Here is a 23,242-nt window from a genome sequence, read left to right as displayed (position 1 = left end):
GTGAAGCCGGAATATACATATGAGGATAAGCTTGAATTTATCAGGAGCCTGTACTGTCCCGCGCGAGCGGTCTCCGCGCAGACAGGCTGCTCGTGGGAGTTGATTCTCGCCCAAGCGGCGCTGGAAACTGGTTGGGGTGAGCGCGTGCTGCCCGGTACCAATAACGTTTTCAACATCAAGGCTTCCCCTGGTTGGCATGGGGAGTCGCGCGTATTCCGTGTGTGGGAAATTGTGCGCAAGCAGAAGATATGGATCAATGCACCGTTCCGTGTCTATCCCGACAGAGCTGCCAGCCTACGGGACAGGACGCATTTCTTGAGAACAAATCCGATCTATGCGAAAAATGGGCTATTCGATCCAGACGTGGTCGGCAATTTCGACAAGGAAGCCGCGGCATTGAAGGAGGCGGGTTACGCAACTGACCCGCACTATGTCAGGGAATTGAGAAAGGTCTGGAACGGCCGTACCATGCGCCTTGCCGTATCGCAGGCGCAGAAGCAGGGTTGCGGCGTGCAGCTGCCGGTCGTGGAGATATTCCTGAAGGATGCCGCCCGGGTCGCGATCGCCAATACCAGGATCAACGTGACCTATGCGGGCCGCAGCAGCGAAGTGGCGACCGACTCGGCCGGCAGCATCGCCGTGCGCATCGCCCCCAACAGTACCGGCGACATCCTGGTGAAGGTGTTCGATGCCACGACCAAGGCCTGGGTGGCGGTGGACCCGGTGGCGGTACCCAATCCCGTCAAGTCGCTGACCGTGACGCTGGTGGCGCCGACGATCCGCATCCAGACGAGCACGCGCGTGCACGACAAACCGCCCAAGCCGCCGGCACCGCCAGCGGCCGCCAAGCCGCCGGCAGCGCCGGCCGCGGCCAAGCCGGCGGCAGCGGCCCCGGCCCAGCACGGCAAGCCGAAAACCAAGACGTACAAGGTGAAGAAGGGCGATACGTTGGGATCGATCGCGGCCGTCGAAAAGATGCGCTACAAGACCATCGCGGACCTGAACAACATCAAGTCGCCGTACATCATCCGGCCCGACCAGGTCCTGCTGATCCCGATTCTCGACGGCGGCCACGGCGCCCCGCCGGCGCATCCGCCCACGGCACATCCGCCGGCAGCCCATCCCTCGGCAGCTCGGCCACCCGCAGCGCATCCGCCCGCAGCGCACCAGCCCGCGGCACATCCTCTTGCGGCCCATCCGCAAGCGGCCAAACCTGCGGCACCGGCACCGGCACCGGCACCGGCCAAGCAGGGCAGCAGGTTCGATGACCTGAACGCCGAGTTGCACACGGCCTACCTGCGCGATGCCGCCGACAAGCCTAAGACTGCCGTGGCGTCGGCGCTGAAGGCACCCTGGATGAAATTCGCGGAGGAGGAGTTCAAGGCCAGAGTCAAGCGTGTGGCCGGCCGTGCTGCCCACCCGCGCATCATCGAATACTTTACCGAAACGGATCTGAACAAGAGGGATGCCGCTACCGACGAGACGGCATGGTGCGCCGCGTTTTGCAACTGGTGCCTGGTCAAATCCGGATTTGCCGGCGACAACAGTGCCTGGGCGGCCAATTTCAAGAAGTGGGGGCGGCCGACCCGCAACAACAAGCCCGCTTTTGGCGCTGTCGCGGTCGTGCGTTTTGAAAGCGGCTCCCACCACGTGACATTTGTTGCCGGTCTGTCGAGGGACCGCCTTCAGCTTGCAACGCTGGGCGGCAACCAGAGCGACCGGAGTGCGGTGACGCATAGCCATGTGCCGGCACGATGGGTGGTCAGCTATCGCTATCCAGCAGACTATCCCGATTATGATGACGATTATGTCTTGCAAGATATAGCGACCGATGGCGCCCCGCTGACGGCAGCCTCCACCCATTCATGACCGGATCAAAGATGAAAAACACCCTGCTTTCCCTGGTTCTTTGCTGTACCTTCGGCGTTGCCGCGGCTTTCCCCGGCACGCTGGACATGACCCGGCGCGACGGAGCCATTCAACGATCACTGTCGGTCAGCAACTGGACGGTCGACGCGCGCGGTGTACCCTCGTTCGACTTCCGCTTCAGCCAGACTGGCAGCGGCTGCGACTATCGGCGTGAAGGCCACGCCATCGCCGGTTTCGACATAAACGACGGCAGGGTGGAGCTGCAGGTCTACAGTGGCCAGGACGAGCACGGCCGCGAAGGCCCGCAACTGCTGCTGCTGTACGCTAACGCTAATGAAGTGGCGTTCACCATGCCTTTTAAGCAGAACAAGATGACGTGGATTGCGTTCGATGACGAACGGATGTCGACGGCGGTCGCAAAGAAGTGCGGATATACGGAGCGCGGCAGCTCTTCCATACGCTTCCAGAAGTAACGAATGGGCAGGCATGCTGAATAAAAAATTTCAGGTAGCCGCAATTCGTCCATTCCTGACCAGGCTACTCATGAAAAAACCATTGCTATCCCTCCTGCTGTGCTGCGCCGCCGGGGCGGCCGCGGCCTTTACCGGCACCGTGGACACGAAGCGGCAGGACGGCGCCGTCACGCGTTCCCTTAGTGTCAGCAACTGGAAGGTCGACGGGCGCGGCGTGCCGTCGTTCGATTTCCGCTTCAACCAGACTGGCGGCGGCTGCGACTACCGGCGCGAGGGCCGTGCCGTCGCCGGCTTCGACGTCAACGATGGCAAGGTCGAGCTGCAGGTCTACAGCGGCCAGGACGACAGCGGCAACGAGGGACCGCAGATGCTGATCCTGTACGCCAACGACGAGGACGTCGTCTTCAGCATGCCGGCGCAGGCAAAGGGCAAGCCGGGCTGGATGACTTTCCAGGACGCCGTGATGCGCAAGTCGGTACCGAAGAAGTGCGGCTTCACCGAGCGCGGCTCGTCGATCCGGTACAAGCCCTAGCCGGGGCATCGTCCGGCGCGAGCAGCACCATCAGCTTTTCGTCGTTTGATGCAGTCCCTCGCTGCCGGCGTGTTCATCGTTTGTCCTGGGCTGTCGGTACCGGGCCAGAATTGGCGCCGGTCGCCCTATCATACGGCAGGGCCGGCGCGCCGCCCGCCAGCCGCTCCTGCAACGCGGGCGACACGTGCACCTGCCGCGCCGTATCCACCAGCAGCACCTCACGCAGGTCCAGCCGTCGCGCCATCGCCTGCCAGCCTTCGGGCCCCGCGATGAACAGCGGTTTCGAAGCGCCGTCCGAGCGCAGGCCCACGTCCTTGCCGCCGGACGTGACGATCGTGACGGAGGCCACCAGGTCGATCGGATAACCCGTGCGCGGATCGACGATGTGGGGACGGCGCTTGCCGTCCTTGATGAAGTAGCGTTCGTAGTCGCCGCTGGTGCCCATCGCCTCGTTGTCGCGCAGCGGCACCATCACGAGCGTGCCGGCACCGCGCGGGTCGACGGCCGGATTGAACAGGTAGTCGGACTGCGCCGACAGCCGGGCCGCCGACTGCAGCAGGCCCACCATCTCGGCATCGGCCTCGAATGATTCGCCTCTGGCGATGCTGTCGTTCAGCGCCGTCAGCATGCAGCAAAAGATCACATGATCTGCATCATGAAAAAGCTGTTTCATCAGTGAATCAAAAACAATGTGTGGGCACTGGTGCGGCGCGCTATGATGTCCGCCTGAAACTAGCGCTCGGAGCCGGATTGCGTCACGTGATCGAACTGCCGAACGGTGCAGTGACATCCCATGACAACAACGACAGGAAGCAGCATGACCACATCGCCAACCGTTCCTTCCCGGGCGCGCCCGCCGCGCCGGCTGCTTGCGCATCCGCTCGTGCGTGCCATCCTGGCCGTGCTGTGCATGCTGGTACCGTTCTTCGGCCTGCTGGTGCTGGCCGAAGCGGTGCCCAAGCCCTACCGCACGGCGTGGCCGATGCTGCTGGCGACACTGGGCATGTTGGCCGGCTACCGCTTCTACGTGCGCCGCTTCGAGCAGCGCGACGTGGCGGAGCTGGGCCTGGCCGGCGCGGGCGATGAGCTGGGCCGGGGCCTCGGCATGGGCGCGCTGCTGGTGGTGTTCTGCAGCGCGGTGCTGCTGGCTGCAGGCGCGTGGACGGCTACCGGTACCGCGCACTGGACCGTGATACTGGTACCGCTGCCGGAGCAGGTGATGGTGGCGTTCATGGAGGAGATCCTGTTCCGCGCCGTGATCTTCCGGCTGCTGGAGAGATCATGGGGCACGACGATTGCCCTTGTCGTCTCGTCCGTCCTGTTCGTCCTGGCCCACGTGCCGAACGACAGCTTCAGCGTGTTCGCGGCCGTGATGACGGCCGTGGCCTCGGTTACCCTGACGGGCGCCTGGCTCATGACGCGCCGCCTGTGGTTGCCGGTCGGCCTGCACTTCGCGTGGAACTACCTGTTCGACGCCGTGTTTTCGCTGCCCGTCTCCGGTAACCCGGGCCGCGGCTGGATCCAGGTGACGACGAGCGGCCCGGCATGGCTCACCGGCGGTACCTACGGCGTCGAGGGCTCGTTCGTCACGCTGATCGGCTGGGGCGTCGCCGCGCTGTTGCTGCTGGCCGCCGCCCGCCGGCGCGGCCATTGGCTGCCGAAGCCGCAGGTTTAACCGGACGCGGTCAACCGGGCGGCGCGAGCGGATAGTCGAACTGGATGCGCAGCGCGGTCGTGGCCGGCGTGACGGTGACTCGGCTGCTGCCGCCATCGGCGCCGGCATAGTATCGTCCGGCGCGGGTGTCGCGATGCAGCAGGTTGGCCAACCCCAGGCGCAGCTTGCCGCGCCGGCCGCCGTTCCATGCGAGGTACGTATCGAGCGTGCGCGCGGGTCCCGTGTCGCCACTCAGCAGGGCTGTCGTGCGGGTCGTGGCACCGCCCTGGTAGCGGTAGTCGATGCCGGCGCTCCAGCCGCCTGGCCCGCGATAGTCGACGCCCGCGTTGACGGTCAGCGCAGTCTGGTCGGCCAGCCGGTTGTTCGGGCCCGGCACCGCATCCACGCGCGACCAGTTGCGGTTGGCGCTGAAGCGCAGGTCGACGTCGGGCAGGGCCCCGGCCAGCCCGGCCAGCGGCACCTTCACGTCGGCCTCGATGCCGTGCGCGCTGGCGCGGCCGCCGTTGTCCAGCGTCGATACCCACGCAGGCCCGCTGCGGAACAGGCGCTGCACGGTGACGTCGCCGATGCGGCGGCCATACGCATTCACGCTGGCCACGCCCCTGCCCGCGAAGGTGCTTTCCCAACCCGCGTCCACGCCCCATGCCAGTTCCGGCCGCAGCGCCGGGTTGCCCTCCACGTCCGGGTTGGCGGGACCGTTGTCGTTGTTGATGGTGTAACGGCGCGGCACCAGGTTGCGGGTCAGGGGGGCCTTGTAGGTGCGTGCCAGCGCCAGGCGCCACTGGCCCCGCCCGGGGACCTTCCACAGTAGGTTCGCCACGGGACTGAAGACGCTTGCGCGGGAGCCGGTACGGGCCATCCCGTGGCCGCGGATCGCCGTGTCGAGTCCCTCCCAGCGCAAGCCCAGGTAGGCCTGCCAGTGCGGGCCGATGTCCCATTCGTCCTGCGCATACAGCGCCACGCGGGACACGCCGGCCGTATAAGCCTGGTCCAGCAGCGCGTCGGTGGGCACCGTATCGTGCTGCAAGCGCGTCTCGGCGCGGCGGGTATAGCTGCCGTCCCAGCCGAAGCCGACGGCGTGCCCCGGCCACAGCGGCACGAGCAGCTTGCCGCTGCTGCCGGCGCTGTCGTCGCGTACGGTGGAGGCGACGTGGCGCCTCAGGGACGGGCGCCGTTCGGTGTCCGTGCCCTGGAACAGGTAGTCGCCGCGCCGCCGGCTGCTGTTGCCGGTGGCCTTGGCCGTCAACTGCACGGCATCCATCCGGTGCGTCCACGTGACGTCGCCGCGTGCGGTCCTCTCGGTGGCACTGGCGTCGAAGCGCGACAGTGGCGAGCGGCTGGGGGCGCCGGCGATCGCCGACTCGCTGGCCGTGCCGGCGTTGACGGTGCGCGTCACGTCCAGCAGTCCTTGCCACGCCAGAGTGTCGCCATTGGCCAGCGTCCAGGTCACGCGCGGTGCGATGCTGGCTTTGTCCGCCCGGCCGGCATAGACCTCTTCCGTCTCGCGCGACGCCAGCACGGCGCCGTCCGGGCCGGTGTCGCGCCCAGCCGTCAGCGGCATGCCGCCGGAGCGCGTGCGGGTCAGCGCCGCGGCAACGATCCACGCGCGCCCATCGTCCCGGTCCGCCAGTTGGACCGTGATGCCGGGGCTCCAGGCGTGCTGGTCATGGGCCATGGCCAGCTTGACGTCGCGCTGCGGGCCCCGCACCGCCTTGCGCAGCACGATGTTGAGGGTGCCGGCCATGGCTTGCGCGCTGTACTCGGCCGACGTGGTGCGCAGGATCTCGATGCGTTCGACCAGATCGGGGGCCAGCGAGTCCAGCGCGAAGCCGGGCGCCACCGGCTCGCCGTTGACGAGGATCTGCGTGTACCCGGCGGCCAGCCCGCGCATGCGGATGCCGTCGGCGCCCACCGACAGGCCGGGCAGCCGCGCCAGCGCGCCGGCCAGTCCGCCATCGCCGTAGCGCAGCAGTTCTTCGCGCGCCACGATCACCTTGCCGGCGGTGTCGTTCTGGCGCAGCGCCGTGCTGCCGCTGACGGTGACGCTTTGCATGTCCTGCGCGGCGCAAGGCATGGACATTGACAGGGTAAGTGCAGGCAGCAGGCAGGGCAGGGGTTTCATCGTGACGGGTCGCAGTTGGGAGGACCCGAGTGTAGGAGGGCACCGCGCCGGAGCGCCAGCGCGGCGGGATGAAACGGGCGAGTGGCGGGTTGGAACGGTGATGCACGCCACCGCGCCATGCCGGCGGCGTTACTCGATGGATGCCAATGTAGCGCCGCTCGCCGGCAGGATGGGGATCCGGGCCGGAGGCGGCGCCCAGCCGAACAGCAGTTCGCACGCTGCGGCGCACGTGCTGCCCTGGCACGGCCCCATTCCCACGCGCGTGGCCAGCTTGGCTTCACGCCAGGTGCCGTAGGGCCGCAGTTCGGCCGCCGTCACGTCCTCGCAGCGGCACACGATCGTGCCGGGCTGGCAGAGTGCCTGCAATGCCGGGCGGGGCGCGAAATGACGTGCCAACAGATGGGCGAATTGGCGTGCCTGTCGCAATGCGCGCAAATCGTGGCGCGACGGGGCCTGGTCGAGCGCGGCCAGCGCGGCGACGCGGCCTTCGGCCAGCGCCTTGTCCACGCCGCCGATGCCGGTACACTCGCCGGCGGCATGGATGTGCGGCACGCTGGTTTGCTGGCGCTTGTCGACCCGCAGCGCGCCATGCTCGACGGCGCAGCCGAACGACTGACCCAGTTCCGTGTTGGCGGCCAGGCCAAAGCCGGTGCCGAGGAAGTCGCACTCGTATTCGGTACGGCCGCGCCCCGTGGCGACGATGACGCTGCGTATTGCATCGTCACCCTTCGCTTCGACCACCAGCGCATCCGTCAGGTAGGGCACTCGGCGCAGCCGGGCAAGCAGGCCGGTCGCCTGGCGCAGCTTGCCGCGGTGGCGCAGCGCGAGCCCAAGGCCGAAGCGGGCCAGCGCCGCACGGGGCTGGTGCTCGACGATGGCGACCACTTGCGCGCCGGCCGCCAGCGCCGTCGCCGCGCTGGCCAGCAGCAGGGGGCCGGAGCCGGCGACGACGACGCGGCGGCCGCGGACCGGCATGCCTTCCTTGACCAGCGCCTGCAGGCCGCCCGCGCCCGTCACGCCCGGTAGCGTCCAGCCGGGGAACGGCACGAAGACCTCGCGCGCGCCGGTGCACAGGATCAGGCGCTCGAAGCCGATACGGCTGCCGCCGGCGTCCGTCTCGAGCAGCAGCGTATGCGCGTCGACACTGCCGACCACCTGCGCGTTGCGCACGTGCGTGAACAGCGGATGGTTCTGCAGGCCATGCCACAAGCTATCCGCGGCGGGTGCATTCCACGCGCCGGGACCGCCGCGCCAGACCTGGCCGCCCGGACTGCGATTGTCGTCGATCAGGACGACGCGTGCGCCCGCCGCGACGGCCGCCTGGGCGGCGGCCAGTCCGGCGGGGCCGCTGCCGACGATATGCACGGTGCGGTTCACGGCTGCGCTCCCGTCAGCACCTGCATGCCCTCCGCGCAGGCGGTGCGGCAGGCCAGCACGTGCTGGCGGCCGTCCACGGTCACGCGGCATTCCTGGCAGCGGCCCATGCCGCACAGGGCGAAGCGGCGCTGGCCCGTCACGGAGCGGCGCGTGCACAGCGTGCCGGCCGTGACGATGGCCGCGACGATGCTGGCGCCCACGGGCACCGTGACGGTCACGCCGTCGATCGTTAGTTCGCAGGTGCGGTCAGTCATGGCAAAACCTCGCTGGGGAATAGGGAATGGGATCGATGGGAGGACGGTGGCCGCACACCAGGTCCGCCAATATCTCGGCGGTGCCGAACGCGGTCGTCACGCCCAGGCCTTCGTGGCCGGCCGCCAGCCAGGTGCGCGGCAGGCCGGGATGGCGGCCGATCAGCGGCCGGCCATCCGGCGTGGCGGGGCGCATGCCGGTCCAGCTGCGCACGATGCGCATCTGCGCCAGGCAGGGCAGCAGCGCGATGGCACTGCGCAGCAGCGCACCCAGCACGCGCGGGTCCACGTGCGTGTCGGCGATGCCGTCCTGGCGGCAGGAGCCGACCAGCCATTGGCCCGTGGGACGCGGCTGCACGTTGGCAGCCACCGCCAGGCCGTCGGCACCGGCCGCGGTCTGGCCATAGCCCATGCTGACGACCTGGTGGCGCAGCCGGCCCGGATAGCGGTCGGTGATGGCCAGGTGACCCTTGCGCGGGAAGACGGGCATGGCTGGCAGCAACGCGGGAACGGCGCAACCGCTGGCGACGACGACGTCATGCGCCTCGATGCGGCGGCCTGAATGCAGTTGCACGAAGCCCGTGCCGATGGCGCCGACCGCCGCATCGAACAGCGTCGCGCCACCCAGGGCCGTGAGCCGCTTGGCGAGGTCGCGCGCGACGGCGGGCGGATAGACGACGCTGTCGGCCAACACCCGCACGCCGCCGGCCAGGCCGGGCCGCAGCGCCGGTTCGGCCTCGGCCAGTAGCGCCCCCGACAGCAGTTCCGCCTGCCAGCCGCGCCGCGCCAGGCGTTCGGCGCGGGATGCCGCGTTGGCCAGCTGCTCCTCGTCCTCCGCCACCCACAGCGTGCCGCAGCGGGCGTGGTCCACGTCCTTGCCGTGTTCGGCCAGGTAGCGGTCCCAGTGCCGCAGCGACAGCAGGCACAGGTCGAGTTCATCGTCCGATTCGTCCAGCGCGACCAGGTGGCCCATGCCGGCGGCCGTGGTACCGGCGCCGGGATGGCTGCGGTCGAGCAGCAGCACATTGCGCCCGCGCGCCTGCAACGCGACGGCGCAGGCGGCACCGACGATGCCGGCGCCGACGACGATGACGTCCGGACTTGTCACGCCAGCGCGGGCAGGGTAGGCCGGCACGCGATCGCGGTGCGGACGACCTGCTCCGCCTGCGCGCGCCGTTCGCCCGTCAACGGCAGGCGCGGTGCGCGCACGCGGTCGTTCGAGTCGATGGCCAGTTGCTCCGCCAGCTTGATGTTCTGCACCAGGTAGGTCGACACGTCCAGGTCCAGCAACGGCCGGAACCAGCGGTAGATGGCCAGCGCCTCGGCCTGGCGGCCCGCCCGCATCAGGCGGTAGATCGCCACCGTCTCGGCCGGGAACGCGAGGCACAGGCCCGCGACCCAGCCGGTGGCGCCCACCGCCAGCGCCTCGAAGGCCAGGTTGTCCACGCCCGTCAGCAGGGCATAGCGATCGCCGAAGTGGTTGATGATGTCGGTACTGCGGCGGATGTCGTCGGAGGACTCCTTCACGGCGACGAACTGCTCGAACTTGGCCAACTCCTCCATGATGGGAATCGTCACGTCCACCCGGTAGGCCAGCCGGTTCGAATAGATCATGATGGGCAGTTCGCTGGCGCCGGCAATCGCCGTCAGCGTCGCGACCGTCTCGCGCGGGTCGGTATGGTAGATCGTGCTGGGCACCACCATCAGGCCGTCGGCGCCGGCGCGCGCGGCCTTGCGGGCCAGCGCGCACGCGTCCTGCGTGGCCGCTTCGGCAATTGTCAGCAAGGCCGGCTTCGTCCCCGCCACCTCCTTGCACAGGCGCAGGACCTCGATGCGCTCGTCGTGCGACAGCATCGGCCCTTCGCCCAGCGAGCCGCAGGCGATCAGCCCGTCCACGCCCGCATCCATCTGCAGCTGGAAGCAGCGCAGCATCTCATCCCTGTCGAGCGTGCCGTCGTCCTTGAATTTCGTCGTGACCGCTGGAAGAACTCCGTTCCACATGACTGTCTCTCTCCGTTGAAAGCATCCATGCTACGGCGTGCGGCGGCCGCGGTCTTGCGTGCAGCGCGCGCGTGGCGCGCCGAAATCAGCACAAGCGCAGCACAAGCGTGGCGTGCAGGTCGCAAGCCATGCCGCGAGGTTTGCCAGCGCGCGGCAAAGCCACTATATTCGCCAGCAGGAGGGGACAGATGATCGATACAGCAGGCTTGGCGGATCTCGGGACGGTCGGCATCGGCACCGTCGAAACGATGTTCGACGGATTGAACGATATCGCGTTCTTCATCAAGGACACGGAAGGGCGCTACCTCAGCATCAACCGCACGATGGTGCGGCGTTGCGGCGCGCGCCACAAGCACGAGGTGATCGGCAAGACCGCGCTGGAGCTGTTCCCGCGCGCGCTGGCCGAATCGTATTTCGCCCAGGACCGCAAGGTCATGGACAGCGGTGCGCCCATCGACAAGCACCTGGAACTGCACATCTATCCCGGCCGCAGCCGGGGCTGGTGCATCACGCGCAAGATGCCCCTGCGCGACCAGGACGGCACAGTGATCGGCCTGATCGGCACGTCGCGCGACCTGGGCCTGCCCGACGACCTGCATCCCGCCTACCGGCAGATCGCCCAGATCGCCCAGCACATTCGCGATCACTACCAGGACAACGTCTGCCTGCAGGCGCTGGCCGCGCAGGCCGGGCTGTCGCTGTCGCGCGTCGAACGCCTGTTCCAGAAGGTGTTTCACCACTCGCCACGGCAAATGCTGCTGCAATGCCGGCTGTCCGCGGCGCGCGAGATCATCGCCGGCAACCCGGGCATCCGAATCGCGCAAGTCGCGTACGAGTGCGGCTACACGGACCACAGCGCGTTCAGCCGCCAGTTCAAGGCATATGTCGGCATGAGTCCTACCGACTACGGCCGGCAGGTCGAGCGCGGGGTGATGTAGGTCAGCCAGGGCTGCGGATGCCCCAGGCGAACGGATCGTCGTCCTCGAACACGAGCCACGCTTCGCCGCCGATCCATGCGCGCCCGCGGATGGTGGGGGCGATGCGCTCGCCGGCCGGGCGGTAGCTGGCTTCGAACACGCTGCCGATGATGCTTTCCTGGCGCCACACCTGGCCGGGCGCGAGCTTGCCGTCCGCCGCCAGGCAGGCCAGCTTGGCGCTGGTGCCGGTACCGCAGGGCGAGCGGTCGTAGGCCTTGCCCGGGCACAGCACGAAGTTGCGGCTGTCGGCCACGAGCGAAGGGCCGAACAACTCCACGTGATCGATCGGCGCACCGTCAACCCCTGCGATGCCCTGCTCGTGCAGCGCCTGCATCACGGCCTGGGCGAAGGCCGACAACGCGTCGATATTGGCCGGTTCCACCGCGAGCCCATGCTGTTCGACGAGGTAAAACCAATTGCCGCCCCAGGCAATGTCGCCTGTGACGGTACCGATGCCCGGCACGGTTACGGCCTGTTGCTTACGGTAGCGCCAGGACGGCACGTTGTCGACGCTGACGCTGCCATCCGCATGCAGCTCCGCCACCACCACGCCCACTGGCGTGTCGATACGATGGCGGCCCGTCCCCAGCCGGCCCAGGTGCGCCAGCGATTTCACCAGGCCGATGGTGCCGTGGCCGCACATGCCGAGATAGCCCACGTTGTTGAAGAAGATGACGCCCGCCGCGCAATCGTCTGCGTGCGGTTCGCACAGCAGGGCGCCGACCAGGACGTCGGACCCGCGCGGCTCGCACACGGTGCCGGTGCGCAGGTAGTCGTGTTCGTCCCGCAGGCGCGCCAGCCTTCCGGCCAGCGGGCCGGTGCCGAGGTCGGGGCCGCCGTCCACGATCAGGCGGGTGGGTTCGCCACCCGTGTGGGAATCGATGATGGTCAGCGTCTTGGTCATGGGCTCGATGATGTTGTGGTGTGGTGCCAAGGCTACAGTCGGCACCGGCCGGGGTCTTGGCGGTTTGGGGGACGGTAGACGGCGAAATCGGCACAGTTGGCGCCAATGTGCGGGGGCCATGCCGATTTATCCGTCGTCCCTGGCGAAACTGGCACAAGCCGCGCCGACCCGTTTGGCTACCATCTGCTGACCCGGCCGCAATGCGCCGGGACTTCAAAAACATCATCGGAGACACTATGTACTTTGCAAAGACAGCGGCAAGGCAGCGGCACGGACGATTGGCGGCCGCCCTGATGGCGGCGGGGCTGGCCAGTTTTTCCGCGCTGGCGGCACCGGCCCCCGATACGAGCGACGACCTGCGACAGGAACAGGCCAGGGCGGAACGCAAGGAGCGCAACCCCAAGGTCGCGAAGATCGAGGACCTGTACCGGGGCGGCCATCACCAGAAGCGGGCGCTGGACGCGAGCGAACGCAAGCCCAGTGTCGCGCCCAGCACCAATGCCTACCTGAAGTATGGCGACGATCCCGGCCAGCAGGCCGACAGCCGGGCGCTGGTGCGGCCCTCCAAGGAGCTGGCGCGCGGCGTGACCGGTGTCAGCGCCAACGCGGCGCTGGCGGCCTGCGATACCGCCCTGTTCGCCGGAGCCAGCGGCACGGCGCTGGTGAACGCCGTGAAGTCCAGCACGAGCGACTGCATCAATACGCTGTTCGGCGTGACCGGCACGACGGCGGGCGCCATCTTCAGCGAGAGCAAGATGGTCACGATCGCCAACGCCTTCGCCAGCGCCGCCGCCTCGTACGACGGCACCAACGGCGCCAGCACGCTGCAGATGGTGATGTTCCTGCGCGCCGGCTACTACGTCAATTACTACGACGGCGCCTCCACCGGGCCGTATGGCGCGACATTGAAGGCGGCCATCCGCACCGCGCTCGACGCCTTCGTCAACAACCGCAATTTCGGCCTCGTCAACGATGCCCACGGCGAGACGCTGGCCGAATTCGTCACGCTGGTCGACAGCGCCTCGGAGAACGCGCGCTACCTCAACTCCGTCGTCAAGCGCCTGCTCGATGGATTCAATGCCAGCGCCGCCGGTTCCTGGTGGATGACGTCCGCCACCAACAATGCCTTCACGGTGCTGTTCCGTGGCCACCAGAATGCCGACTTCCAGGCGCTGGTGAAGGCGGATGCATCGATCGTCGACACGCTGCACAACTTCGCCAACGCGCATTTCGACCTGCTCGGTACCGACGACGGCTACCTCGTCGCCAACGCCGGCCGCGAGCTGGGGCGCTTCCTGCAGTATGCCGACAACACGGCGCCCAAGGTGCTGGCGCGGTCGCGCGCCAAGACGCTGGTGGAGCGCAGCAGCATCACCGGTGCCAGCGCCGCGCTGTGGGTGGGCCTGGGCGAACAGGTCGACTACTACGACAAGGCCAACTGCGCCTACTACAACATGTGCAATTTCAGCACGCGCCTGGCGACGGAGGTCCTGCCCATCAGCCATAGCTGCAGCCCGACCCTGCGGCTGCGCGCGCAGGCGCTGACGCGGGCCCAGCTGAACGAGGCCTGCACGATCGTGGGCGGCCAGGAATCCTACTTCCACAAGGCGGTGGCCTCGGGCGCGGTCCCCGTCGCCAACGACAACAACGCGCAGCTGGAGATGGTGGTGTTCGCGAGCAGCCAGGACTACGGCACCTACGCGGGCGCCATCTACGGCATCGACACCAACAACGGCGGCATGTACCTGGAGGGGAACCCCAGCGCGGCGGGCAACCAGCCCCGCTTCATCGCCTACCAGGCCGAGTGGTTGCTGCCGAAGTTCGAGATCTGGAACCTGACGCACGAATACATCCACTACCTGGACGGCCGCTTCGACATGTACGGCGACTTCAATGCCGCCATGAGCGTCAACTCGGTGTGGTGGGTGGAAGGCTTTGCCGAGTACATGTCGTACGGCTACCGCAACCTGTCGTACGATGCGGCCAAGGCCCAGGCGGCGGCGGGCACGTATGCCCTCAGCACCATCTTCCGCAACGACTACAACTCGGGCCAGACGCGCGTCTACAACTGGGGCTACCTGGCCGTGCGCTACCTGTTCGAGAAGCAGCGCGCCAAGGTGTCGAACGTGCTGGGCTACTTCCGGCCCGGGAACTACACGGGCTATGCGGCCTACATGACCGGCGCCGGCATGGGATCGAGCATGGACGCCGACTTCAGGAACTGGCTGCCGTGCGTGAACAACGCGGCCCTGCCGCAATGCGCGGGCGGTACGGCGAACGCGGCGCCCGTGGCCGACTTCACGGCCACCGTCGCGGGACTAACGGCGAAGTTCACCAGTACCGCCACCGACAGCGATGGCTCCGTCGCCGGCTGGGCGTGGAATTTTGGCGATGGCACCACGTCCACGGCCGCGAATCCGGCGAAGACCTACGCCGCGGCAGGCACGTACACGGTGAAGCTGACGGTCACCGACGACAAGGGAGCGAAATCGGCCGTCAAGTCGCGCGCGGTCACGGTATCCGGCGGCGCGACCTTGCCAGAATGCCCCGGCTCGGCGCAGCAGCTTGGCCGCAATTGCGTGCGCTCGAATCTCTCGGCGACGGCCGGCAACTACGCCTATATGTACCTGCTGGTCCCGGCGGGCACGAAGCAGATCCGCTTGACCAGCTCCGGCGGTACGGGCAACGCGGACATGTATGCGAACACGCTGGGCCAGTGGGCGACGCGCAATGCCTATAACTATGGTTCGTTCAACGGCGGGAACGGCGAGAGCATCGTCGTCAACTATCCGCCCGCGGGTTATATGTACATCAGCCTGTACGGTCAGGCGGCGTTTGCCGGCGCGCAGTTGAAGGTCGAGTTCTGATCCTTCGTTGCTCAGCGGAAAAACAGCGGCTCGACCGCTGTTTTTTTTCGTCCATTTTCGCGAACGCACATTTGCATGCCGACAATTTGTTGTTTTTCAGCCATATTTTGCAAGGTGGCAGCTTCGAATGCCATTCAGCATTGGCAATTCAATATAGTATTTCGGATTGCTGAACAAATTAGCAATGACCTGTCGTTGCGATGCCTGGAACCTAGTAATAGTCGGACCGATGACAAAATTTCAATGCCACTACGAAGTCCTCAAAGTCACGCGCGATGCCCCAGCGGAGGTGATCCGCGCCGCCTATCGTTCGCTATCGCAGAAGCACCATCCGGACAAGAACGTGGGTAATCCGGACGCCGCGCGCGTGATGGCACGACTGAACACCGCCTACAGCGTGCTGTCCGACGCGGAGCAGCGCGAACTGTATGACTACCAGATCCTGCATGGACGCGGCTCCCATCAGTACGAATACCACGAGTCCGCCAACTCGAGCGACTTCAATGGCGCGCCGGGGCGAGCCAGCGAGGCAGCCGGGCGGAACGGGGAACCACGCAATTCCTTGCTGAACCGGGTGCGCGACTACGTCGCCGGCCGGCATGGACGGATCGCCGCGGTGCTGCTCGGATCGGCCGCTATCGTTGTGGCGGTCATCGGTCGCTCGAGCTGGCAGGAACAGCGCTCCATGCGCATGCTCGAGCAGGCGGCCAACTATACGCCAGGCGCGGCGTCGGCGCCGCATGCGGGGGCTGCCGTGGCGTCGCGCGAGCAGGGCGAGATGGAACTGGTGGGCAAAGGCGCCACCCAGGAGCCGGCCGCGACCGGCCCGCGTGCCGCGCAGGAGGACCCCGCGCAATCCGGCGTGGCGGCGAGGACGGAGTCACCGGCGGCCGCCAAGGCATCCGATTTCGAGCGCCTGAGCGCCATGTTGAAGAGCATGGGCCTGGGTCTGCACAAGCTGGACTTGCCGACGACCGCGCCCAAGGCCAAGGAAGCAGCGCCGAAAGCGGTGGAGCCGGAGAAAGCCGTCCCCGCGGTAAAAGCCAGCACGGCTGCCAGTGCGGCGGCCCCCGCACCGGCACCCGCGCAGCCCGCCAGGACGGTTGCCGTGACCGAGGCGGAGCGGCCGTCTGCGTCCGACGCAGCGCGCGCCGATGCGAAGCCGCCGGTCGAAGCCAGCCGGGCGAGCGTGGCGTCGGCCGCCAGCGTGAGTGCCAGCGCGAATGCCGGCGCGGCAGTGCGCCAGGCCCCTATTGCCGACATGCGCACGTGCGCGCCGCCAACGTACCCGCCAAAAGCCCATGCCGCCAACGAGACCGGCACGGTGCAGGTGGCACTGCTGGTCGCCGGCGACGGCCGGGTCGTCGAATCGAAGGTACAGAAGTCGAGCGGCTCCGCTGAACTCGACAAGGCGGCCCGCAAGGCCTTCTCGCAGTGCCGCTTCAAGATGCCGAGCGACGACAAGGATGCCGAGCCCGTCTGGGCCAGGCTGGAGTACGTGTTCTCGCTGGACTGATGCAAGGAGGCGGGCGCGGTCCTACCGCGGGGGCGGCCGGAGGGGCGCCATGGGAAAAACCGAACGACGCAATCGTTCGGTTTTTTTTTGCCAAGGCGCCGCCCGGTGGTCGATCGCCGTGGCGGCGACCATGTTGCGCAAATGACACAAGCTTACCGATGAGCTGCTATGTCCGTTTCCGCACTGAACGTTTCCATTCCCGGCCATATGCTGGCGTCATGGCTGAGGTTATCGCACTCATCGCCATTGCTGTACGCCTCGAAGAGCCGGACCGATCCGGCCCCGGAGTGCGAAACCCGGTCGATCTATGGAAGCACCGAAAATGAACAAGCCTACCTCCGCCGCTGCCGGTGCCCATGACGACACCCCGGCGCCTCCCAAGAAAAGACTGCGGGCCGCGCCGCTCTCCCTCGCCGCCTGGAAGCAGTTCGTCGATGTGGCCAAACCTTACTGGCTCGAGGACCAGAAGAAGAAAGCCTGGTTCTTGTTACTGCTGTTGATTGCGTTGATGCTGGTCGAGACCAAGTTGGCCGTCATGCTGAACGACCAGGCTGGCGAAATGACCTCGGCGCTGGCGGGCAAGGATGGCGACCGCTTCTGGAACTCGGTGCGTCAATGCCTGGTCATCCTGGCGTTCGCGATTCCCGTCTATGCGTTCTATTACTATATGCGCGACCTCTTCGCCAACCAGTGGCGGCAATGGCTGACGGGCCGCTTCCTCGACGGCTACCTGAAAGGGCGCAAGTATTACGAACTGGGTTCCGACGCCGAAATCGACAACCCCGACCAGCGCATCAGCGAAGACGTCAATACCTTCACCGGCAAATCCATCCACTTCCTGCTGATCTTCCTGGGCTCGATCATGCAGCTGGTGGCCTTTTCCGCCGTGCTGTGGTCGATCTCGCACGTGCTGGTCGGCGTGCTGGCGGTGTATGCGCTGCTGGGCACCGTCATTGCCCTGTATGTCTTCGGCACCCCGCTGATCCACCTGAACTTCTGGCAGCTGCGGCGGGAAGCGGACTTCCGCTTCAGCCTGATGCGACTGCGCGAAAATGCCGAGTCGATCGCCTTCTACCGGGGCGAAGCCCAGGAGCGCGCGCACATCGACAACAAGCTCGACAAGGTGATTCACAATTTTTCCAGGCTGATCAAGAAGCAGCGCTCCCTGAACTTTTTCCAGCGCACGTTCAGCCAGCTCACGCTGGTGCTGCCGTTCGTCATCCTGGCCGAGGGCGTGCTGTCGGGCGAGCTGGAAGTGGGGCGCGCCATCCAGGCAGCGGGCGCCTTTACGGCCGTGCTCACGGCCGTCGGCATCATTGTCGACAACTTCGAGAGCCTGAGCCGTTTCGTGGCCGGCATCGGCCGCCTGCAGGCATTGGCCAACCTGATGCTGCCGGAGGCGGGAGCGAAGCGCGGCAGCGAAGACCAGCACCCGCGGATCGAAAAGCGGCCGGCACAGCACCTGGCGCTGGAAGCCGTCACGCTGCATCCGCCGCAATCGGAGCGAGTGCTCATCAAGGAGCTGACCCTGGCGGTCAAGCCCGGCGACGCACTGCTCATCACCGGCGACAGCGGCTGCGGCAAGAGCTCGCTGCTGCGGGCGATCGCGGGCCTGTGGCACAAGGGCAGCGGCGTCATCCACCATCCGCCGCTGGAAGAGTTCTTCTTCCTGCCACAGCAGCCCTATCTGCAATCAGGCACGCTGCGCAGCCAGCTCATTTACCCGAGCGCAGAATCGAGCCTCAGCGACGACGAGCTGCTGGACATCCTGAGCCAAGTGCACCTGCCGCACCTGGCCGAGCGCGTGGGCGGCCTGGATGCCGTGCAGGATTGGGAAAAGCTGTTGTCGGTTGGCGAACAGCAGCGCCTGGCGTTCGGCCGCGTGCTGGTGCACGAGCCGAGCATCGTCATCCTGGACGAGGCCACCAGCGCCCTCGATTGCCGCAACGAGGCCTCGCTGTACGCACGCCTGCGCGAGAACGGCGCGACGCTGATCAGCATCGCGCACCGCCCCGCCGTGCTGCGTCACCATACGCACGTGCTGCGCCTGACAGGCGAGGGCAAATGGGAGATTCACGAGGCGAGCGGGTACCGGTTCGATGAATCGGATGTCACTGCGGACAACGGCCCGGCACCGACGACGCCATCGCTCAAGGTGGTTGTTGCGGGGTAGGTTGGCGCAGGCGGCCGGCTTTCATCCGTGGAAGCATAAGTGCAGGCGACTGCGGGAGGCACGTACAGGCTAACGTCGCATCGAACGCAGCTGACGGCGAAGCCGCACGTTATCCGCTACGACACCAACCAGGATGACGGTGGTTAGCGTGCCAAACGCATCGTTCCCGAGGTAATGCCAGAATGCCCAGGCGGCCAATGAGATTGCCGCACCTGTGGCTAACAGCAGCAGGGAGTCTCTCATCGGATGTACCCATTATGCTTGTAAAGCTTTCTGGCTGACATCCGTCCATCATAGATTCCTGGCATTTCAACGAAAAGCGTCGTAAGCCACTGGCGCCCGAACCCCTGCCTGGAAGCCTCGAACAGAACATCTGCAATCGAAGCCCCTCCGCTGATCGTTCGTCCGGTCGCAACGGCAAGGCTACCGATCGCTGCGCCGACATAGAAGGCAGCGCCTAATGCGCCCAACGTAGCAAGCTGTTCCAGGCGGGAACCGGCACCGACCATCTCAAGCATAGTCACGTTGGTCCCGTACTTGTCAATATAGGCGAGGATCGCACTTATTGTTGTAACCGCAAGCTGCTGCGTTCCAAAGAGCGTTTCGGGCGGTGGCGCAAGCCCAAGCGCCTCCATATTTTCCTTGAAGTACTTGTAGAAGTCGGACATGGGTCAGCCTCCGGTCGAGTGCGAAAGAGCAAGGTACTGCATCTTCAGAACATTGACTTTGAGCTGCCTCCGAGGCTTGAAGAGTCAGGCGACGCAGCATGTCTTTGCGCAGGTCTGTACAGGGGAGGGCTTGGGAACTGAGGCATCCACAAAGCAAAACAGCGAGTTCTCGACTCGCTGTTTTGTAAGGAAATTCTGTGGTCGGGGTGAGAGGATTCGAACCTCCGGCCTCTACGTCCCGAACGTAGCGCTCTACCGGGCTAAGCTACACCCCGACTGGGTAGGAGGCATTATTAAACCAGAACTCTTCGGCTTTTTCAACTCTGCCGGGTTAGCTAGACAATAAGGGTGTGGCCGCGCTTGTCATGGCGGGGTGTTCTCACTATGATGCCCGGACTTGAACCTCTGCCAACCCCACCATGACCGTCACCATCTACCACAACAACGCATGCAGCAATTCGCGCGGCGCGCTGGCGCTGATCCGCGAGGCGGGCATCGAGCCCGTCGTCATCGACTACCTGAAGGAGCCGCCCACGCGCGCGCGGCTGGCCGGAATGATCGCGCAGGCGGGGTTGACCGTGCGCGGCGCGATGCGCGACAAGGGCGACTTGTACGATCAACTGGGATTGGCCGACAAGACGCTGTCCGATGACGCGCTGCTCGATGCGATGATCGCGCATCCGGCGTTGATCAACCGCCCGTTCGTCGTTACCGAAAAGGGTGTGCGGTTGTGCCGGCCGCCAGCGCTGGTGCAGGAGATCCTGTAAGCGCCGTGGTGAAAACCGGGGTCGGTCCCGCAGGGACAGACCCCAACACTTCATGCGTCGACGTCAGAACTTGTAGCGCAACCCCAGCAGGTACTCGCGCCCCGTCACGTGGTTCACCACCACGCTGTTGCGCTGGCGGCTGGTGAACTGGTCGTTCTCCTCGTTCGTCAGGTTGACGCCTTCGAACGTCAGGTCGAGCTTGTCGTTGACCTTGTACGACAGCGACAGGTCCACGTTCAGCGACTTGTTCTTGCCTTCCACGTCGTTGTTGTTCTGGCCCGGCACACGGGTCAGGAACGCATCGCGCTGCGATGTCGAGACGCGCGCGCTGAAGCGGCCGTCGTCGTAGTAGAAGGTGGCGTTCCAGGACTTCGGCGACAGGTTCAGGAGGTCGTCCATGATCGTCGCGCCGCCGTTCGGCGACACCAGGTAGTCCATCGTCGACTTGACGTACGTGTAGTTCAGCAGGCTGCCGAAGTTCTTGCCGATCCCCGGCAGGAACGTGAACGGTTGCTGGTAATTGATCTCGAAGCCGCGCAGCTTGCCGCCCTCCGTGTTGACCGGCGCCGTCACCGCGAACACCTCGTCGCCCGTGAAGTTGGTCGGCAGCAGCGACAGCGGCAGGCCCGTGTCGCGGAAGCGCACGTCGGTGCGCAGGCTCTGGATATACGTGCCGATGTTCTTCTGGAACAGGCCCAGGCCGAGGAAGCTGTTCTTCGCAAAATACCACTCGAAGCTGGAATCGAACGTCTTGGCGCGGAACGGCTTCAGGTTCGGGTTGCCGCTCGTGATCGACAGGGTACCCGTCGTCGCGATCGTACCGCCCGGGGACAGGTCGTTCAGCTGCGGGCGCGTCATGACCTTGGCGGCGCCGAAGCGCACGATGAAGTCCGGCCGCAGGGTGGCCGCCACGTTAAAGGCCGGCAGCGTGTCCGAGTAGCGGTTGTCCACCGTCACGGCGGTGCCGTTGTTGGTGGCGACATAGCCGGTGGACGACAGGTCGGTGCGCACGTAGCGCACGCCCACGTTACCGCGCACGGGGATGCCGGCCACCTCGGTGTTGAAGTCGCCCATCAGGTAGACGCCCTTGTCCTCTTCCCGCACCGAGCGGTTGTTGCCGCGCGCGTTCGCGTTCTCGATCGACGACAGCGTGAAGTCGCCGGGGCCGCCGGCCGGGCCGCTCTTGATGCAGTTGCAGTAGATGTCGTAGGCCTGCGCGATCGCGGCCAGGTTCGGCGTCGCCCAGCTGGTCGGTGTGCCGGCCGGCAGGTCGGTGCCCTTGCCGAAGCCTGTCAGCATCGTCGTCAGGCTGGCGACCGACGTGCCGGCCGCGGGCGCGAAGATGGTGTCGCCCTGGTTCACGCGACGGAACTCATACGAATCGAACGTGTACTTCTTGGCGCTGGCGCCGGCCTTCAGGCTGAAGCGGTCGGGCAGCACGTCCCACGACACGTTGACGTCCGCCACGTCGGTCGTGTTGGTGGTGCCTTGCGGACGGATGCGGATCTCGCTGGCCGTCGTGTTCGGGATCGACGACGGCTGCGTGCCGCTCGCCACCTGCGGCACGCCGACGATCGTCAGGGCGCCGCCGGCTTGCGTCGGATCGAACGGATAGCCGATCGCCGGCAGGCGGTCGTTGTTGCGGAAGTCCATCGTGTAGCCGTTGACGTTGAGGGCATCCAGCGTCGTCGTCGTCTGCACGGGATTGCGGAACTTGGACTTGGCGCGGCCCAGTTTGGCGTTCAGGCGCCAGCCTTCGGCCAGGTCCTGTTCCCACGTCAGGGTCGGCTGCGTGAACGTCGTCGTCAGCTCGTCGTAGCGCGACTCGGCACGCACGTCCACGCCGTTGAACTTCCCGTACAGCAGCGCGCCGTTCGGTGCATACAGCGCCTCGACGACGCTGGTCTGCGGCTTGCCGCCCTGGGTGCCGCCGCGCGAGAACGAGATCGCTTCCAGGTAGTCCTCCTGGCGCGACGCTTCGAGCTTGGAGTACAGCATGTCGAACGTCAGCAGCGATCCGCGCATCGGGCGCCATTGCACGGAAGCCGTCAGGCCGAGGCGGTCCTGGTCGTGCGTCAGGCGGCCGTAGCGCGGAATGCGCGGCGTGAAGTTGGCCGCGCTGCTGGCCGCGTTGTAGGCGTCCACCGCGCCTTGCGAGAACGGCAGGCGCGCCACGCCCTGCGCGGCCGGGCCGCACGTGGTGGCGGTGGAGTTGGCGGGATTCGCGGGCACGCCTTGCGGCGCGCACCAGCCGCCCGACGACGGGCCGTTATCCCAGCGCACGGTGGAGAAGCCTTCCTCCAGCACCTGGCGCTTGGAGTAGGCCCCGGAGACCAGCACGCCCAGCTTGCGGTCCATGAAGGTGTTCGACAGCAGGAACGCCACGCGTGGGTCGGTCTTCTCGGCCAGGTCGTTGTACTTGCCCTTCGCGGTGATCGTCGCGTTGAAACCCTTCAGGTCGAACGGGCGCATCGTGGTCAGGTCCACGGTGGCGCCCAGCGAGCCTTCGTCCACGTCGGCCGACGAGCTTTTACGAACGGTCAGGGAGCTGAACAGCTCGGACGCGAAGACGTTGAAGTCGAAGCCGCGCGAGCGGTTGGCGCCGCCGGAGGAGTCGGTCGCGCCCGTCGTCGCCAGGCCTTCGATGCCGTTGATGCGCACGCGCGTAAAGTCCTGGCCCAGGCCGCGCACGGTGATGTTGCGGCCTTCGCCCGCATCGCGGTTGATGACGACGCCGGGCACGCGTTGCAGCGACTCGGCCAGGTTCGTGTCGGGGAACTTGCCCATGTCTTCGGCCTTGATGACGTCGACGATGCCGTTGTCCTCGCGTTTCTTGTTCAGTGCCGATTCCAGCGAGGCGCGCAGGCCGGTGACGACGACCTTGGTGGGCTCGTCGGCGCTGGCCGGCGGTGCGGTGGTCTGGGCGGCTGCGGTGCCAAGGACCAGTACGGTGGCGGAAGTAAGGGCGAAGCGTGCTGCGCGCGCGCTGCGGCGCTTGTGCGCCCGGCGGGAAGTGGTGGGGTGCATCTCATCTCCAATAATTTTTATTGCTCGCAAAATCTGGCGTCGT

19 protein-coding genes and 1 tRNA gene are annotated in these 23,242 nt (G+C 66.5%); 9 read left to right on the top strand and 11 right to left on the bottom strand.

Annotated elements, in window-relative coordinates; translation table 11 throughout:
• From PX653_RS15245 to PX653_RS15235, 3 genes are all read left to right on the top strand, one after another.
• Complete coding sequence (locus tag PX653_RS15245; protein WP_277413621.1) at positions 1 to 1,869, top strand: TIGR02594 family protein; 1,869 nt, start codon at positions 1 to 3, stop codon at positions 1,867 to 1,869.
• An 11-nt stretch (positions 1,870 to 1,880) separates the two neighbouring features.
• On the top strand, positions 1,881 to 2,342 hold the full coding sequence (locus PX653_RS15240; RefSeq protein WP_277413620.1) for a hypothetical protein: 462 nt from the start codon (positions 1,881 to 1,883) through the stop codon (positions 2,340 to 2,342).
• Between the two features lie 70 nt (positions 2,343 to 2,412).
• On the top strand, positions 2,413 to 2,874 hold the full coding sequence (locus tag PX653_RS15235; RefSeq protein WP_277413619.1) for a hypothetical protein: 462 nt from the start codon (positions 2,413 to 2,415) through the stop codon (positions 2,872 to 2,874).
• Positions 2,875 to 2,947: 73 nt separating this feature from the next.
• On the opposite strand, the gene PX653_RS15230 is transcribed toward PX653_RS15235, so the two are convergent.
• Positions 2,948 to 3,517: an FAD:protein FMN transferase gene (locus PX653_RS15230; RefSeq protein WP_277413618.1), complete on the bottom strand. Its 570-nt coding sequence runs from the start codon at positions 3,515 to 3,517 to the stop codon at positions 2,948 to 2,950.
• A 174-nt stretch (positions 3,518 to 3,691) separates the two neighbouring features.
• Here PX653_RS15230 and PX653_RS15225 point away from each other — a divergent pair, with 174 nt between their 5' ends.
• Positions 3,692 to 4,549, top strand: a complete 858-nt coding sequence (locus PX653_RS15225) for a CPBP family intramembrane glutamic endopeptidase (RefSeq protein WP_277413617.1) — start codon at positions 3,692 to 3,694, stop codon at positions 4,547 to 4,549.
• A 10-nt stretch (positions 4,550 to 4,559) separates the two neighbouring features.
• Here PX653_RS15225 and PX653_RS15220 read toward each other — a convergent pair whose 3' ends face one another.
• From PX653_RS15220 to PX653_RS15200, 5 genes are all read right to left on the bottom strand, one after another.
• Complete coding sequence (locus PX653_RS15220) at positions 4,560 to 6,602, bottom strand: TonB-dependent receptor plug domain-containing protein (RefSeq protein WP_277413616.1); 2,043 nt, start codon at positions 6,600 to 6,602, stop codon at positions 4,560 to 4,562.
• A gap of 198 nt (positions 6,603 to 6,800) precedes the next feature.
• Entirely contained in the window at positions 6,801 to 8,048 is a 1,248-nt protein-coding gene (locus PX653_RS15215) for an NAD(P)/FAD-dependent oxidoreductase (RefSeq protein ID WP_277413615.1), read from the bottom strand.
• On the bottom strand, positions 8,045 to 8,302 hold the full coding sequence (locus PX653_RS15210) for a 2Fe-2S iron-sulfur cluster-binding protein (RefSeq protein ID WP_277413614.1): 258 nt from the start codon (positions 8,300 to 8,302) through the stop codon (positions 8,045 to 8,047). Before PX653_RS15210 ends, PX653_RS15215 begins: the two co-directional genes overlap by 4 nt.
• Entirely contained in the window at positions 8,295 to 9,407 is a 1,113-nt protein-coding gene (locus PX653_RS15205) for an NAD(P)/FAD-dependent oxidoreductase (RefSeq protein ID WP_277413613.1), read from the bottom strand. Before PX653_RS15205 ends, PX653_RS15210 begins: the two co-directional genes overlap by 8 nt.
• On the bottom strand, positions 9,404 to 10,300 hold the full coding sequence (locus tag PX653_RS15200) for a dihydrodipicolinate synthase family protein (protein ID WP_277413612.1): 897 nt from the start codon (positions 10,298 to 10,300) through the stop codon (positions 9,404 to 9,406). Before PX653_RS15200 ends, PX653_RS15205 begins: the two co-directional genes overlap by 4 nt.
• A gap of 188 nt (positions 10,301 to 10,488) precedes the next feature.
• Between PX653_RS15200 and PX653_RS15195 the strand changes: the two genes are divergently transcribed.
• Positions 10,489 to 11,238, top strand: coding sequence for an AraC family transcriptional regulator (locus tag PX653_RS15195; protein WP_277413611.1), 750 nt, complete (start codon positions 10,489 to 10,491; stop codon positions 11,236 to 11,238).
• 1 nt (position 11,239) lies between these two features.
• Here the strand turns inward: PX653_RS15195 and PX653_RS15190 are convergent, their stop codons facing one another.
• Complete coding sequence (locus PX653_RS15190) at positions 11,240 to 12,181, bottom strand: 4-hydroxyproline epimerase (protein ID WP_277413610.1); 942 nt, start codon at positions 12,179 to 12,181, stop codon at positions 11,240 to 11,242.
• 236 nt (positions 12,182 to 12,417) lie between these two features.
• Here PX653_RS15190 and PX653_RS15185 point away from each other — a divergent pair, with 236 nt between their 5' ends.
• Positions 12,418 to 15,048, top strand: coding sequence for a collagenase (locus PX653_RS15185; RefSeq protein ID WP_277413609.1), 2,631 nt, complete (start codon positions 12,418 to 12,420; stop codon positions 15,046 to 15,048).
• An 11-nt stretch (positions 15,049 to 15,059) separates the two neighbouring features.
• Here PX653_RS15185 and PX653_RS15180 read toward each other — a convergent pair whose 3' ends face one another.
• Positions 15,060 to 15,182 carry a hypothetical protein gene (locus tag PX653_RS15180; RefSeq protein WP_277413608.1) on the bottom strand — a complete coding sequence of 41 codons (123 nt, stop codon included), beginning with the start codon at positions 15,180 to 15,182 and terminating at the stop codon, positions 15,060 to 15,062.
• Positions 15,183 to 15,277: 95 nt separating this feature from the next.
• Between PX653_RS15180 and PX653_RS15175 the strand changes: the two genes are divergently transcribed.
• A complete protein-coding gene (locus PX653_RS15175; protein ID WP_277413607.1) occupies positions 15,278 to 16,564 on the top strand; it encodes a TonB family protein in 1,287 nt (428 codons plus the stop codon).
• Between the two features lie 322 nt (positions 16,565 to 16,886).
• The gene (locus PX653_RS15170) at positions 16,887 to 18,737 is read left to right on the top strand and encodes an ABC transporter ATP-binding protein/permease (protein ID WP_277413606.1); all 1,851 of its coding nucleotides are present in this window, start codon (positions 16,887 to 16,889) and stop codon (positions 18,735 to 18,737) included.
• Between the two features lie 239 nt (positions 18,738 to 18,976).
• On the opposite strand, the gene PX653_RS15165 is transcribed toward PX653_RS15170, so the two are convergent.
• Entirely contained in the window at positions 18,977 to 19,405 is a 429-nt protein-coding gene (locus PX653_RS15165) for a hypothetical protein (RefSeq protein ID WP_277413605.1), read from the bottom strand.
• A 198-nt stretch (positions 19,406 to 19,603) separates the two neighbouring features.
• Positions 19,604 to 19,680 (bottom strand) — tRNA-Pro (locus tag PX653_RS15160).
• A gap of 144 nt (positions 19,681 to 19,824) precedes the next feature.
• On the opposite strand from PX653_RS15160, the gene arsC reads away from it, so the two are divergent.
• Positions 19,825 to 20,172 carry an arsenate reductase (glutaredoxin) gene (gene arsC, locus PX653_RS15155; RefSeq protein WP_307730751.1) on the top strand — a complete coding sequence of 116 codons (348 nt, stop codon included), beginning with the start codon at positions 19,825 to 19,827 and terminating at the stop codon, positions 20,170 to 20,172.
• Positions 20,173 to 20,235: 63 nt separating this feature from the next.
• On the opposite strand, the gene PX653_RS15150 is transcribed toward arsC, so the two are convergent.
• A complete protein-coding gene (locus PX653_RS15150; protein ID WP_277413604.1) occupies positions 20,236 to 23,199 on the bottom strand; it encodes a TonB-dependent receptor in 2,964 nt (987 codons plus the stop codon).
• Positions 23,200 to 23,242 lie beyond the last annotated feature (43 nt).

Origin of the sequence: Pseudoduganella chitinolytica, from assembly GCF_029028125.1 — a bacterium.
In the GTDB taxonomy this organism is placed as follows: Bacteria; Pseudomonadota; Gammaproteobacteria; order Burkholderiales; family Burkholderiaceae_D; genus Rugamonas; species Rugamonas chitinolytica.
Note: the sequence above shows the minus strand (reverse complement) of the source record. Positions and strands in the feature narration are given on the sequence as shown.